The 14117-nt window shown below is 53.2% G+C and carries 11 protein-coding genes and 1 tRNA gene; 6 read left to right on the plus strand and 6 right to left on the minus strand.

Features of this window, described 5'->3' with window-relative positions; all coding sequences use genetic code 11:
* Positions 1-165: 165 nt before the first annotated feature.
* Together PORUE0001_RS04275 and PORUE0001_RS04280 are read right to left on the minus strand one after the other, a co-directional pair.
* Positions 166-239 (minus strand) — tRNA-His (locus PORUE0001_RS04275).
* 134 nt (positions 240-373) lie between these two features.
* Complete coding sequence (locus tag PORUE0001_RS04280) at positions 374-2686, minus strand: carboxypeptidase-like regulatory domain-containing protein (protein WP_007365238.1); 2313 nt, start codon at positions 2684-2686, stop codon at positions 374-376.
* 500 nt (positions 2687-3186) lie between these two features.
* Here PORUE0001_RS04280 and PORUE0001_RS04285 point away from each other — a divergent pair, with 500 nt between their 5' ends.
* The 6 genes from PORUE0001_RS04285 to smpB all read left to right on the plus strand — a co-directional run bounded on the left by PORUE0001_RS04285 (position 3187) and on the right by smpB (position 8001).
* Positions 3187-4404, plus strand: coding sequence for a sigma-54 interaction domain-containing protein (locus PORUE0001_RS04285; RefSeq protein WP_007365289.1), 1218 nt, complete (start codon positions 3187-3189; stop codon positions 4402-4404).
* The gene (locus PORUE0001_RS04290; protein ID WP_007365294.1) at positions 4391-4912 is read left to right on the plus strand and encodes an LptE family protein; all 522 of its coding nucleotides are present in this window, start codon (positions 4391-4393) and stop codon (positions 4910-4912) included. Before PORUE0001_RS04285 ends, PORUE0001_RS04290 begins: the two co-directional genes overlap by 14 nt.
* Before the next feature lie 8 nt (positions 4913-4920).
* Positions 4921-5631 (plus strand): hypothetical protein, encoded by a 711-nt coding sequence (locus PORUE0001_RS04295; RefSeq protein WP_039865611.1) that lies wholly within the window; start codon positions 4921-4923, stop codon positions 5629-5631.
* Positions 5632-5655: 24 nt separating this feature from the next.
* Positions 5656-6051, plus strand: coding sequence for a preprotein translocase subunit SecG (gene secG, locus PORUE0001_RS04300; protein WP_007365254.1), 396 nt, complete (start codon positions 5656-5658; stop codon positions 6049-6051).
* A gap of 178 nt (positions 6052-6229) precedes the next feature.
* Positions 6230-7504, plus strand: a complete 1275-nt coding sequence (serS, locus tag PORUE0001_RS04305) for a serine--tRNA ligase (RefSeq protein WP_007365285.1) — start codon at positions 6230-6232, stop codon at positions 7502-7504.
* Between the two features lie 26 nt (positions 7505-7530).
* The gene (smpB, locus tag PORUE0001_RS04310; protein WP_007365298.1) at positions 7531-8001 is read left to right on the plus strand and encodes an SsrA-binding protein SmpB; all 471 of its coding nucleotides are present in this window, start codon (positions 7531-7533) and stop codon (positions 7999-8001) included.
* Positions 8002-9011: 1010 nt separating this feature from the next.
* On the opposite strand, the gene nadA is transcribed toward smpB, so the two are convergent.
* The 4 genes from nadA to PORUE0001_RS04335 all read right to left on the minus strand — a co-directional run bounded on the left by nadA (position 9012) and on the right by PORUE0001_RS04335 (position 13872).
* The gene (nadA, locus tag PORUE0001_RS04320) at positions 9012-9944 is read right to left on the minus strand and encodes a quinolinate synthase NadA (protein WP_007365296.1); all 933 of its coding nucleotides are present in this window, start codon (positions 9942-9944) and stop codon (positions 9012-9014) included.
* A 46-nt stretch (positions 9945-9990) separates the two neighbouring features.
* Complete coding sequence (gene nadC, locus PORUE0001_RS04325; RefSeq protein WP_007365229.1) at positions 9991-10848, minus strand: carboxylating nicotinate-nucleotide diphosphorylase; 858 nt, start codon at positions 10846-10848, stop codon at positions 9991-9993.
* A 12-nt stretch (positions 10849-10860) separates the two neighbouring features.
* The gene (gene nadB, locus PORUE0001_RS04330) at positions 10861-12480 is read right to left on the minus strand and encodes an L-aspartate oxidase (protein ID WP_007365217.1); all 1620 of its coding nucleotides are present in this window, start codon (positions 12478-12480) and stop codon (positions 10861-10863) included.
* A gap of 396 nt (positions 12481-12876) precedes the next feature.
* Positions 12877-13872, minus strand: coding sequence for a hypothetical protein (locus PORUE0001_RS04335; RefSeq protein WP_039865591.1), 996 nt, complete (start codon positions 13870-13872; stop codon positions 12877-12879).
* Between the last annotated feature and the right edge of the window lie 245 nt (positions 13873-14117).

Consider the following 14117-nt stretch of genomic DNA (forward strand, 5'->3'; position numbering starts at 1 on the left):
CTACGACATTTCATCATTCGCCAATCTCACGTATTGCCCTCTCCTAAAGAAAAAAGGTTGCTAAGACTGATGCCTTAACAACCCTGAAAAACAAAATCGTTGAAGAAGAAAATTGATTGAAGATAAAAGTCGCTAGAGACTAGAGAGAATAAAACCAGCGACTAGGGTGACCAGTGGGATTCGAACCCACGACCCTCAGAACCACAATCTGATGCTCTAACCAGCTGAGCTATGATCACCATCTAGCAACCGTGACAAGAGCGACCACCTCGTCACTCCCGAGAGAAAAGTTCCCTCTCACGTTTGCTGTGCAAAGGTACACAATCTTTTTGAATCCCACAACACCCCCAGCGCAACCTCCCTGCGCATCGGGTTACTTGATGACACTCTCGTTGGAGTCCCTATTTTGGAGCGTGCGGTCGATGAGCTGAAGCTGCTTGCCGAAGTTTAGTCGCCAAGCCACCCCGACGGTCACCATGTTGCGGTTGTCCAGGATGTATACCCTACTCGTGCTAGGTATGACAGGCGACAATGTCTCGCTCTGGTACTCGGAGCCACGTGGCGTAAAGGGGAAGATACAGCTCGCATAGAAGCTCCAGTCACGATACTTGTAGAGAAGTATCAGACGGGAGGAGTTTTCGCCTAGAGACTTCGTATGCCCCGACAGCGTCCACTGCGGATGGACATAGTCGTAGCCGAGCGTCCACCCCTTGTAGCTCATCATCACGCTGACATCCCAGTATAGACTGTTAAGCTGGTAGGCGGCGACACCCGTGTGGGTGCGAAACATATCGTAGCGCACAGTCCCCTGTAGCGTTAGGAAGTTCCACAGATTGTTTAGTCCACCCTGCCAAGAGATGCTGTACTGGCGATTGAAGCGTCCATTCGTAGCACGGTTGAGGAAGTAACCGCCCGCCACATCGTAGGTCGCATCCCAGAGGATCGGTGCCCACGTATTATTTATGGAGAAGTCTAGATTGCTCGTGAAGAGCTTCGTCTGGTAATAGACACCGAAGCGGTTGTAAAGCGACTGAGCCGCCTTGAGATCCGGATTGCCACTCGTCCTCATAAGGTCGTCCACACGCTGCTGTACCCGCGAGAGCATACTCAGCGAAGGGAGCGTCGGCAGATAGGTAGACTTGAGGACAAGCGTCAGATGGTTGATTGGGCTGTAGAAGAGCGAGAGCGTACTCTGATTCCTCACAAAAAGCTTCTTATCAGTCGCATCCTGCACGACAAAGAGCTTGGCCCCCGTACCAATACTGTACTGCACCTTGCCGAGCTGTCCCTGGGCATTGGCAAAGAGGTAGCTGTTGTTTTCCAGTAGATTGTCCGTCATCTCGACATACTTATTGAGCGAGTAAGCAGTCGTATGCTGCAAGCCCGTGGCGAGCATGAAGTGACTGCTAAATGGGTGGTTGTATACCACCTCCCCGATGAGCGCTGTGCGACTCACATCGACAGCGTTCTGTACCTCACGCATCTGCCTAGCCATCTGATCCTGTAGCGAGAAGCTGTGCGTGCCGTGACTGTAGGAACCCACGAGATTCACCTCCAGCTTGCCCCCATTGCTCAGCATGTTGGCATAGTACAGGTCCAGTGCCGGCGTGTAGCTACGCTCCTTGACGCTAGACTCCCTATGGAAAGGATCGCTACCACTCTGCGCAATCTGCGAGACAGAGTTGCTATGATAGTTGACAAACTCATTGCGTAGCGTAGCGCTAAACTGCTGTCGCTCGCTGGGCTTATATAAATAGGAGAGGTTGAGGTTCTGAACCATATAGCCAAAGGGGCTAGCCTCAGGCGTCTCCGTACGGGTCAGCTCCTCGTGCGGAGCTATGTATTTCGTCTCTAAGTAGGCAAAGCGCTTGCGATAGTTTCGGAAGCCATTGTTGTAATCAAGCGTAAAGGAGTGAAGCCCCCGATCGTAGCGAGCCCCCAAAGCTCCATTGACAAAGCCCGTCGTCAGCGCCGACTCGACCTGCGTCCAGACAGAGCCACCCTGCAAACGCTCCTTGAGGATCACATTGACGATCCCCCCGATGCCCCGATCGGTGTAGCGTGCCGAGACCATGTCAGAGTACTCAATGCGTAGGATACGCTTGGGGTCTATGCTCTGCACATCTTCTATCGTGCGGGGCACGCCGTCTATCTGCCACTGCACCTCCCCGCCACGGATAGAGGCTTGCTTATTCATCAGGTCAATGGTCAGACCACGTAATTGCATCGTCTGTAGCAAGCTGAGAAAGTCCTGACTACGCGCCAACTCTGCCTGCTGTGGGAAGAGCAGCATCTTATCCACACGGCTTCGCTGCCCCTGCACCACTACCTGGTCGAGGAGCTGACTGTCCTCCGACATGTAGAGCGTGCCGAGAGCGATCACCCCTCGTGCATCGCCCGCTATCTGGATGGTCATCGGCGTGTAACCTATGCTACTGATGCGTAGCTCCCTAGCCACCTGCGGATCAGCCTGTAGGGCAAACTGCCCCTCGCTCTCCGTCGAGACGCCCGATGTGAGCTGTCCCTTATCGTCAAATAGCCCGACGCTAGCTCCGACGAGCGCAGTCGAGTCGCTACTAGCGAGCACTCGTCCCTGGATCGTGATGGTCTGCGCAGCCAGTGCGCCTGCCGTGATGAGGAGGAGCGCCATAGCTCCCAGTAAATGGGGGTAAATCTTGCTACTCATATGCGTGAAACGGATAAAAGTGAATTACGTTTAGTGTATCATTTTCTTAAAGACGATTCAGCAAGCCGATTGTTGCAGCGGGAAAAGTCGCATGGGGAGCCAGTTATCTCGCAAAACCCGCAACAAGATTCGATCCAGCACGACTAGTCTCCACGGAGGAAATCGCCAATAGCTCGCTGGGAAACAAAAATTCTCCACGGAGCCGGGAAATAAAAGTTCGGAAGAATGAAATGAAACTTCGGAAGAAGCAAATCAAAGTTCCGAAGATTTTTTTGTTTCCTCGCTGAGCAATTCCAAATGCCTACCGAGCCATTTCGCAAATTCCTTGACCCTCGCATTATTTAGTCTCCTCGAGTGTGTAACAAGTCGTGCCTTAGCCCGACAAATATTACTTTTTAACAACCTCTATTCCCCTCTCGCCAGACGGCTACCGCACGCCCCGTCGCCACCCTCCGCAACGAACAGCTCGTGGTATCGCTCATTTTAGTACCTTTGTCCCTATGAATGTGGATCTACAACAGGTGATGCAGCGCTTTGGCATCGTGGGACGCAATCCGAGCTTCCTACGAGCTATCGAGACGGCCGTACAGGTCGCCCCGACAGACCTATCTGTGCTGGTGACTGGCGAGAGCGGTGTCGGCAAGGAGTTCTTTCCCAAGATCATACATGCCTACAGCCTTCGTAAGCATCAGGGCTATGTGGCAGTCAACTGTGGCGCTATCCCCGAGGGCACGATAGACTCTGAGCTCTTCGGTCACCGCAAGGGCTCCTTTACTGGCGCTATCTCTGACCGCAAGGGTTACTTTGAGGAGGCGGACGGCGGCACCATATTCCTGGATGAGGTGGGAGAGCTACCGCTCGCCACGCAGGCTCGTCTGCTCCGCGTGCTGGAGTCGGGAGAGTTTATCCCTGTAGGTGCTAGCAAGCCACTCAAGACTGATGTGCGGGTGGTCGCTGCAACCAACGTCAATATACAAGAAGCGATCGCTCGTGGACGCTTTCGCGAAGACCTTTACTATCGTCTCAGTACGGTCCCCATTGTGGTTCCCCCACTACGTAAGCGACAGGAGGATATAGTCCTGCTCTTCAAGCTCTTTGCTTCGCTCAGTGCCGAGAAGAACCAGATCCCCATGCTAGAGATCACGCCTGAGGCGGAGGAGCTCTTGAGGCGCTACCCGTGGCCAGGCAACATACGTGAGCTACGCAACCTGACTGACCGCATCAGCATCTTAGAGTATGACCGTCATCTGACGGCTGAGGACCTCCGTGGCTACCTGCCTGACAAGACACAAGAGCTGAGCACTTCGCTGGTTCCTGTGGGACGCCAGTCGGAGGAGCGTAGCTTTGCCAATGAGCGGGAGATACTCTATCAGGTGCTTTTCGACATGAAGCGAGACATCACTTCGCTCAAGCAAACCATCGCCACGATGCGCCAGGAGCCTCATTACGAGCCGATTCACACGGCACTGGTACCTACTGATATGAAGCCTATGCACACCGAGGCTGAGGAGGTGACCGAGCCGGACAATGAGGTCGTGACGACACCTGTGGAGGAGCCTACCCTGCCAGACAAACCGATGACCATCGAAGAGGCGGAGCGCATACTCATCATGCGTGCCCTGGAGCGACACGGAGGCAATAAGACTGAGGCTGCCGAAGAGCTAAATATATCTCCACGCACGCTGTACCGCAAACTGCAGAGCTATGGGGAGGAGTAAGCTACTATATATAATAGGTGTCGTGATGCTCCTACTGATGGGGACGAGCTGCTCGATCAAGTATAAGTTCAATGGAGCCACCATTGACTACACGCGTATCAAGACGGTGACGATCGAGGACTTTCCCAATCAGGCACCGCTGGTCTATCCACCGTTGTCGCAGATGTTTTCGGAGCGACTGAGAGAGCAGTTCAGACGCAACACCCGTCTTGAACCAGTTCAAACGAATGGGGACTTGGTTCTTGAGGGCGCCATCGTAGGTTACGAGCTCACACCTATGGCTATGCAGGAGGATGCCCTCTCGGCGATGACACGCTTTACAATCACGGTCCGCGTCTCTTATACCAATATGGTGGAGGAGAAAAAGAGTTTCTCAGGACGCACCTTTACCTCTTCGCAAGAGTTTGACAGCAACAACCTCTTCTCAGACATTCAGGAGGGGCTAGCTAATGAGCTGATTGACGATCTTGTCAAGCAGATCTTTAACGCCACGGTAGAGGACTGGTGATGGAGACGATGACGATAGACGAGCTGAATAGGCTGACGGCGCACCCTGAGGAGCTTAGTCGCCACACGCTCTCGCCACTGGCTGAGCTGGTGGAGACCTATCCCTATGCGCAGAGCATCGTCATGCTTTACCTGCTCAACCTGTCTATCCTAGGCGACCTGCGCTATGAGGCGGAGCTACAACGCTGGGCACCCCACCTACCTAGTCGGGAGAAGCTCTACCTACTGGCACGACTACACATGCCCCTAGAGGACTTGACACCAGTGCTGGCACACGATCCGTCGGACTCCTTTGCCCTCGTAGACCAATATCTGCGCAAAGTGGCTGAGCGTGAGGGTCCTCTCTCGAACGATCTAGAGTATGACTCTGCGGAGGCTCTCCCCACGAAGGAGCGCACCCCAGACTATTTCTCCGCAGCGGAGTATGAGTCGGCGCCTTCAGATATGACACTCTCAGGGCTAATCCCCACAGACTCCGCCGAGAGCGAGCCTGCACCAGCCCCTGCCCCACAACCTATCGTGACGTCCTCTGACGAATCAGAGCCGAGCGATATGCTTTTCACCGAAACTCTAGCCTCCATCTACATCAAACAGGGGCATTACGAGCGCGCAAAGCAAATTATTGAGGGGCTAAGCTTGAAGTTTCCAGAAAAAATTAGTTACTTTGCAGTTCAATTGGACTTTCTTGAGAAGCTAATCGACAATGCTTCTCATTCATAAATACGCATTCATAGAATAGTAGACATGCAAATCTTTCTAACCATCCTGATCCTCATCGCAGCTATCCTGCTGATTCTCATCGTTATCGTCCAGAACTCTAAGGGCGGTGGTCTAGCAGCAGGCTTCGGCGAGAGCAATAAGTACATGGGGGTACGCAAGACGACCGACTTCCTCGAGAAGGCAACATGGACGCTTGCAGGAGCTATGGTCGTGCTCAGCATTGCCAGCTCATTCTTCATCAAGCCCCAAGTACAGGGTAATCAGGGCGAGAGCTTCATTGAGAAGTCTCAGCAGAGTGAGCCCCTGCTACCACAGCAACCAGAGGCTACGCTACCACTCCCAGGTGCTAGCACTCCAGCTCCCGCAGCTGAGACTCCTGCTCCTGAGGCACAGCCCGAGGCTACGCAGCCCGCTGAGTAAAGCCTGTCCAGGCATCGCCAGCTAGGTAGCTCGTCAGATATTGATGAGGGGAGGACTCACTCTTGTGTGGGTTCTTCCCTTGGTTGTGCCTATAAATGCAGAAGAAACTGTACCTTTGTAGCATAGCTTGTCGCTAGACGTGACAAGCACCTCACACGTAATCACTAAAGAATAGGTAATGCTTACCATCAAACAAATATTGGATGACCCTCAGGGAGTCATCGAGCGGCTCGCCGTCAAGCACTTTCCCGCTGAAGAGCCCATAGCAGCTATCATCGCTCAGGACAAGCTGAGACGCGACGCACAGCACAAGAAGGACGACAGTCTAGCTCAGCAGAAGCTCCTCTCACGCTCCATAGGTGAGAAGATGAAAGCAGGTGCCCGCGAAGAGGCTGAGCAGCTCAAAGCTGAGGTACAAACGCTCAAGGAGATCTCTAAGCAGGCCGAAGAGACCATGCGACAGGCTGAGGAGACTATGCGACAACTCCTCCTGTCCGTACCTAATCTGCCACACCCCGATGTGCCTCACGGCACCTCTGCCGAGGACAACCTATGCGTAGCTACGGGTGGTGAGATGCCTCACCTAGAGGGTACAGCCAAGCTACCACACTGGGAGCTGGCTAAGCAGTACGATCTCATAGACTTCGAGCTGGGAGTCAAGATCACGGGTGCAGGCTTCCCTGTCTACAGAGGCAAGGGAGCGAGACTACAGCGTGCCTTGATCAACTTCTTCCTCGACAGAGCCACCGCAGCGGGCTTTATGGAGGTGGAGCCACCTATCATGGTCAATGAGGCTTCTGGCATCGGCACTGGTCAGCTCCCCGACAAGGAGGGGCAGATGTACCACGCACAGCTGGACAACCTCTACCTCATCCCGACGGCCGAGGTACCTGTGACAAACATCTTCCGTGATGTCATCCTTGAGGCAGACCAGCTCCCTATCTGCTGCACCGCCTACACGCCTTGCTTCCGTCGTGAGGCGGGTTCCTACGGCAAGGATGTGCGCGGGCTCAACCGCTTGCATCAGTTTGACAAGGTAGAGATCGTCTCCATTGATCGCCCCGACCACTCGTGGCAGCAGCTCGACAAGATGATTGCACATGTCAAGAGCCTCGTCGAGGAGCTTGAGCTCCCCTATCGTATCCTTCGCCTCTGTGGTGGCGACCTGAGCTTTACGAGTGCGATGACTTACGACTTTGAGGTCTTCTCAGCTGCGCAGGAGCGTTGGCTTGAGGTGAGCTCCGTGTCCAACTTTGAGAGCTATCAGGCTAACCGCTTGATGTGTCGTTACCGTGACCCTGAGGAGGGGATCACCCTTTGCCACACGCTCAACGGTAGCGCCCTCGCTCTGCCACGCATTGTCGCTGCGCTTCTGGAGAACAATCAGACCCCCGAGGGCATTATCATCCCCAAGGCTCTGAGACCCTACACAGGCTTTGACAAGATAGACTAAGCATTCGCCCTTAACCCACAACTCCTATGGCTAAGAAAGGCAAGCAATCCGCCCGAGCGATCAACATACGCAACAAGCGCGCTACCTATGACTATGAGCTCCTCGACCAGTACACCGCAGGTATCGTACTCGTCGGCAGCGAGATCAAGTCTATACGTGCGGGCAAAGCGGCTCTCGTGGATAGCTACTGCTACTTCTCGCATGGGGAGCTGTGGATCAAGAATATGTATATAGCGGAGTACAGCTACGCTTCCTACAACAACCATGTGGAGCGACGGGAGCGTAAGCTGCTACTCAACCGCAAGGAACTACGCAAGCTCGAGGAGGAGATGAAGAACCCCGGGCAAACGATCATCCCCGTGCGTCTCTTCATCAATGAGCGCGGACTCGCTAAGCTAGTCGTTGCACTCGCTCGAGGTAAGAAGCAGTACGACAAGCGCGCCTCCATACGAGACCGCGAGGACAAGCGACGTCTGGAGCGTGCGATGCGCTTCTGACCGGCCATAACGAACAGATTCTAGCGAGGAGCGTCATCGCAAGCAAATAGGATAGTTCAACTAACGAAAGTGTGTTCTCTCAGACTGTATATGAGGCGTATTAAGTTTGCATTTACAATTATCGCTTGTCTCTTGACAGCGTGTGCTCCTGTTGCGACCAATTTAGATCATCAGAGCAAGCCCGTCTCGGAGGTCACACGATTGGATAGTATTGCGATAACACTAGCTGAAATTAGAGCACTAGATCAAGGGATTAGAGACAACTCCAACCTTTACCGGACAAACAGTCGGGCTTTCAAGCTCCATACTGATAGCCTCTGCTTTTCAAAGGCAATTTGGCTCATCGAGCATTATGGGTACATCAACGATTTGGGGAAGTACAACGATTCTTTCGGATACCTATTTGAAGCCCTGCCTGCCGTTTTACTACATAATCCTCAGAGGTTGATAGAGCCTCATACTTACGACCTATTGAAGCGAGAGGTAAAAGCTGGTAGACTATCTGCCGAGTTTGCAGCTACCTTGCTTGATAAGTATTATGTGATGAAAGAGAAACGCACGCTGTACTTTTCGGAGTTTCGAAAGTGGTTACAACCGCCCTATCCTCAAAAGAGAGATCAAGCATTGTCTGATAGTCTCAGACAAGACTTAGGACTACCTGTGCTTCCAGACAGCCTATTCGTGTATTAGTGCTGTACATCCAGCTATACATGACTCCCCTTTCAGACTTTTATCGGACAGCAGTAAGTCAAAAGGGTATTCCCCAGCCACTTCCAGTAAGCGCTTTGCGTTTTAGATTTCGCTAGTCTTGCTCCTCGTGTGAGCGTAGCGACTTCGGTCACAACGCACCATAAATGTTCCGATCGCGCTGGCTATCTAGCTGGAGTTTAGCCGTTTTGCTCGGAACAACCTTTGGGGGTAAATAAGAAACGGATTAACCGCCTTCTCTAGGGAAGACGACTAATCCGTTTCTTCTGTTTTTTGGGGGAGCTGGACTCCAGTACAGTCTTTTAGAACTGGAGCATCCGCTCAATCGAGCGCCACGCCTTCTGACGGAGCTCTTCGTCGACATGCACCTCGTACTGCTCGTAGAGGAGTGCGTCGCGTAGTCCCTCGAGGGTGATCATCTTCATATATTCGCAAGTCTGATCGGGGAGGATCGGGATCAGCTCCGTGTCAGGATAGCGTCGGGTCATCTCGGCTAGGATCTCAGGCTCGGTAGCTATGACATACTGCTTGAGGTGAGATACACTGGGCTGCTTGATGATCGTGGTGGTAGAACCGATGATGCAGCGAGGATTGTCGACGATCGACTGGTCGCTAGCCGCTACCGACTCAGGGTGTATCAATATCTCCGCCTCGGGATAGCGATCCAGCATCGTATGAACCAGCTCGGAGGTGATCTCAGCGTGCACGTAGCAAGCGCCCTGCCATAGATCCATCTCCCGTCCCGTCACATTCATAATGTACTGTCCGAGATTCTTGTCAGGACCAAAGAGGATAGGCTGCCCCGTAGGTAGAGCACGTACGATCTTCAGCGCATTAGCACTAGTCACACAGTAGTCGGTGACAGCCTTGACAGCCGCTGTCGTATTGACATAGCTAACCACAATGCCGTCGGGGTGCTTGACGCGCCAAGTGTTGATCCCCTCAGCGGTAGCTCCCTCAGCGAGAGTACAGCCCGCATGTGGTACGGGGCAGAGCACCTTCTTATTTGGAGAAATGATCTTTGCGGTCTCGCCCATGAAGCTTACCCCGCAAAAGACAATCATATCTGCGTCCGTCTGACCAGCAATCTGAGAGAGCGCCAGTGAATCACCTAGGTGGTCTGCGATGCGCTGTATCTCGGGGCGAGCGTAGTAGTGAGCTAGGATGACCGCATTCTTTTGCTCCTTGAGCGTACGGATCTCTGCGTAGAGAGCCTCTATCTGTTGTTGTGTCATGTGTAAATAGTCAGTTAGTGTGTAGTTGGTAGTGTGTCAAGTCTTTTTACTGAATCGGCTTGATCTTCATACTAATGTCGAAAGCACGTACCGAGTGAGTCAATGCTCCTATACTAATGTAGTCCACGCCGATAGCAGCAACGGCAGCTAGGCGCTCGGCCGTCATATTGCCCGAAGCCTCCACTTCGGCTTGACCATCGATGAGATCGACAGCACGACGCATCGTCTCCAGGTCCATATTGTCCAGCATGATGATGTCAGCACCCGCGTCTATAGCCTCCTGTACCTCCTCCAGTGTAGAGGTCTCCACCTCAATACGTATAGAGATAGGTAGATGAGGACGCACCTCCTCCACGGCAGGCAAGATACCACCCGCCATGGCGATGTGATTGTCCTTGAGCATCACCATATCAGAGAGCGAAGCACGGTGATTCGTACCACCGCCGTGGCGTACCGCCATCTTGTCCGTGAGTCGATGTCCAGGTACAGTCTTGCGCGTGTCTAGGATACGCGTCTTGGTCCCTGCCACGCATTGCACACATTGGTACGTATAGGTAGCGATACCACTCATACGCTGGAGGAAGTTGAGCATGATACGCTCAGCCCGTAGCAGGTCCGCATAAGGTGCCTCGATGGTGGCCAATATATCGCCCTTGCGCACCTCGTCGCCATCCTCATACTCTGAGGTAAAGGTCATCTCCTCCTCCGGAGTGCACCGACAGAGAACCATATAAGCGACATCTAGACCAGAGATGATACCGTCGTCCTTTGCTATCAACGTGGCGATAGCTCGGTCGCTCTCGCTCAGTAGGTAACGTGTCGATAGGTCTCCCGTTGGAGCATCTTCACGATAAGCTAGCTCTATGAGGGTGGCAAACTCCTCGCTGTTGTATATATCAGTCATACCTCTTGTGTACTAATTGATTGGTTGATGTGTTATCTGCCCATTGAGGAGCCTCGTTCGATAAGCTTCACTCTCAGGCAATGTCTCTGTGTAGTCGCTTCGGTAGTGACCTCCACGGCTCTCCTCACGCAGTAGTGCAGCGTGAGCCATCATGTGCGCCACCTCTACACGTCTGCGGGTCATGTAGGCGTGGATACTATGCTGCGCATCCTCTGCCAGCATATCAGAGAGATGCTGTAGCGCTTGTAGTGCTTCGGTCAGCCCCGCCTTAGAGCGGATGATCCCCACCTTGCTCATCAAGATGTCTCCTATCTGTCGATTGATCTTTGCCTGCTGCTCTAGCGCATAGAGCTGCTCTTTGTCTAGGCTCCACGACAGGTCGGGGAGGTTCGTCGGAGTCGCAAGCGCGGCAGTCTCAGTAGGCGTGGTCGGGTGTGCGATCGCATAGTCAGCGATCCGCTTGCCGAAGACGATGCACTCAATGAGCGAATTGGAAGCCAAGCGATTGGCACCCATGACTCCAGTCGAGGAGACCTCACCAACAGCATATAGTCCAGGTAGGCGAGTGCAACCATTGAGATCCACGCCGATGCCCCCCACCGTGTAGTGTGCTGCGGGGGCCACTGGTATCTCGTCCGTTATGTCTAGACCCAGCTGGCGGCAGTGCTCCGTGATAGTGGGGAAGCGCTGTAGTAGTCGCTTCGGGTCAATGTGTCTCAGCCTCAGCCGTACGTGGTCACTACCCTCCTCCTGCATCTTGAGGAAAATGCTACGCGCCACCACATCTCTCGGCGCTAGCTCCGCAAGAGGATGTAGCGCAGGCATAAAGCGCTCGCCACGTTTGTCCACAAGGTAAGCCCCTTCGCCACGTACCGCCTCACTAATAAGAAAAGAGGCATACCCTGGCAGATAAAGAGCTGTGGGGTGAAACTGGATAAACTCCAAGTCCATCAGCTCGGCACCCACTTCGCTGGCCAACCACAAGCCATCGCCCAGAGCCGTAGGAGGGTTGGTCGTGGGATAGTAAAGCGCCGCCGCCCCGCCTGTGGCTAGTACGACAGCCGATGCGAGGATCGTGTCGTAGTGGTGTGCGCGCTCATCATAGGTCACTAGTCCCTGACAGTGCGACCCATCAGCCGAGCGTAGTACCTGCACGGCACTGTGATGGTCAAAGATCGTGATGTGCTGCGCCTTCCTGACCTGCTCTATCATAAAGGTAGTCACCATCCGTCCCGTAGCATCTCCACCAGCGTGGAGTATGCGACGATGGTGATGCCCTCCCTCTAGACCGAGGGCTAGATGTCCATCCTCGCTGTCGAAGGTCATACCCATCTGGATCAACTCATTGATCCGATCGGGTGCTTCGTCCGTCAGCACCTTGACTGCCTCGGGGATACAGAGCCCACGCCCCGCTACGATTGTGTCCTCGTAGTGATCCGTCGGCGAGTCCTGCTGGTCGGTGACAGCAGCCATCCCTCCCTGAGCGTAGTAGGAGTTGCTCTCCTCGATGGTACGTCGAGCGATGAGGGCTACCGACCCATGCTGCGCCAGAAAGTAAGCACAGTAGAGCCCTGCTAGGCCACCACCTATGATGATGTAATCATATCGCTGAGGAGATTGTTGCAGTTTCATATTCCCATTATTGCCCGTTAAGTCGTACCGCGCAGAGTCTGTAGCTATATCCCGCAGAGTACTATTGCGGTGGCAAATGTAGTGAAATAATTCTTACCAACGAGCGACTACGGCACCACTAGCATATATTTCGCCACGAAAGCATTCGAATTTGCAAACCTCACAAAGCAATTGAATATATATAACAGCTTTTCTGGCATCCATGCAGAGCATTTCGCAAAGTCCGAAGGATTAGCAGATAGCTTCGCCTCTGGGAGTCCCTCCAGAGCTACACTCGATCACCAATCAAACCGAGTAGAGACCTTGATAAGTAATCCATGCAGTGGTCTCAGATGTAGCTTGGTATGGGGACTCACCAGAAGGAAGTCTATCCTAGGGGCAAATGAATTGCTGTAGCTAAGCCCCCTTCTTGGCGTGACGCTTGTGATGCCATGCGAGATAGCCACCGATCAGGAGGAAGGTGACGAGGATAGCGATCATCTCGCCCACATGGTCCAGCGGAGCGATCCAGATCTCGTTAAAGAGGTTGTTGCGCCCCAGTATCTCGACAGGTGTCCAGAGGACGATGACCGCAGGGATCGCCATACGTATGTTAGCGCCCCACTGCTTGCGAGCGAGCTGCTTGCGAAAGATGAAGAAGAAGCCGATGAAGCACCCCACCCCCACAGCGATAGTCACCGGATGGCTCTGCCCGAGGAAGCGCGGATCATAGCAAAACATCAGTAGCAAGTAGCAAGTCCACAGGAGCATCATCGTCTCCATAAAGGTCACCATAGCAGGGTGACGTGTCATGCCCGAGCGCACCACGAGGTCACGCTTCTTGCCAAGGAGCACCCGCTGACACCAGAGCATAAAGTTGCACCCCGTACGTACATTAAATATATAGAGTAGCAAGATAGACACCCAGAAGCCAAACGACGCTGGCATCAGTAGGTACTCAGGTCTGGTCACGACGATATCCTTGATATCATGCATGTGCTGTACAGGTACACCATCAATAGATAAGACAGGGTTTGCCGCGATCCCCTGCACATAGGTCGTCGTAGTGGTTATGACCCCATTGAGTATCTCTGGGTGTGCGCCAAAGCGCTGAGCGTAGTACATGAAGAGGAACTCGACCCAGCCAGTCCACAGGAGCAGCCCCCCGATGAGTCCGCAGAGCGTCTGAGGAGTATCTTTCTTAGCAAAGACGCCACACACAGCGATCACCAGTCCTAGTAGTCCCAGCCCGAAAGCACTATAAGGCAGTACGGCAGGCGCTATCAGGAGCTCCATAAGGATCATAAATGCGTGTCCTAGAGGCATCAAGCATAAGACTAGAAGGAAGGAGAGCAGCGACTGCCTCCAGGCAAGCTTAGAATGCAAATTTAATGATTGCGTAGAGGTGTTCATATGATTGTACACTAGTTTAATGTGAATAACGACACGAAGGTACGAAAACATTTCGATCTAAACCAATTTATGTACTGAAACGGCGTTTTCTTCGCAAGAATTACTCTTCGGCGAAGAGGGTGCGTGTTGTGACCTCTAAGCAAATCAAAGGATTCCTCCGTGGAGATCTTCGAACATCCAGCGAGGAAACGAAAAATTCATCGGAACTTCGAAATCTTTCTTCCGAAGTTTCATTTCATTCTTCC

This window comes from Porphyromonas uenonis 60-3 (assembly GCF_000174775.1).
GTDB classification, from domain to species: Bacteria; Bacteroidota; Bacteroidia; order Bacteroidales; family Porphyromonadaceae; genus Porphyromonas; species Porphyromonas uenonis_A.

What these genes read in the sequence shown, in the direction of transcription:
- PORUE0001_RS04280 (WP_007365238.1), bottom strand. Translation starts at nt 2,686, where the DNA reads ATGAGTAGCAAGATTTACCCCCATTTACTGGGAGCTATGGCGCTCCTC.
- PORUE0001_RS04285 (WP_007365289.1), top strand. Translation starts at nt 3,187, where the DNA reads ATGAATGTGGATCTACAACAGGTGATGCAGCGCTTTGGCATCGTGGGA.
- PORUE0001_RS04290 (WP_007365294.1), top strand. Translation starts at nt 4,391, where the DNA reads ATGGGGAGGAGTAAGCTACTATATATAATAGGTGTCGTGATGCTCCTA.
- PORUE0001_RS04295 (WP_039865611.1), top strand. Translation starts at nt 4,921, where the DNA reads ATGACGATAGACGAGCTGAATAGGCTGACGGCGCACCCTGAGGAGCTT.
- secG (WP_007365254.1), top strand. Translation starts at nt 5,656, where the DNA reads ATGCAAATCTTTCTAACCATCCTGATCCTCATCGCAGCTATCCTGCTG.
- serS (WP_007365285.1), top strand. Translation starts at nt 6,230, where the DNA reads ATGCTTACCATCAAACAAATATTGGATGACCCTCAGGGAGTCATCGAG.
- smpB (WP_007365298.1), top strand. Translation starts at nt 7,531, where the DNA reads ATGGCTAAGAAAGGCAAGCAATCCGCCCGAGCGATCAACATACGCAAC.
- nadA (WP_007365296.1), bottom strand. Translation starts at nt 9,944, where the DNA reads ATGACACAACAACAGATAGAGGCTCTCTACGCAGAGATCCGTACGCTC.
- nadC (WP_007365229.1), bottom strand. Translation starts at nt 10,848, where the DNA reads ATGACTGATATATACAACAGCGAGGAGTTTGCCACCCTCATAGAGCTA.
- nadB (WP_007365217.1), bottom strand. Translation starts at nt 12,480, where the DNA reads ATGAAACTGCAACAATCTCCTCAGCGATATGATTACATCATCATAGGT.
- PORUE0001_RS04335 (WP_039865591.1), bottom strand. Translation starts at nt 13,872, where the DNA reads ATGAACACCTCTACGCAATCATTAAATTTGCATTCTAAGCTTGCCTGG.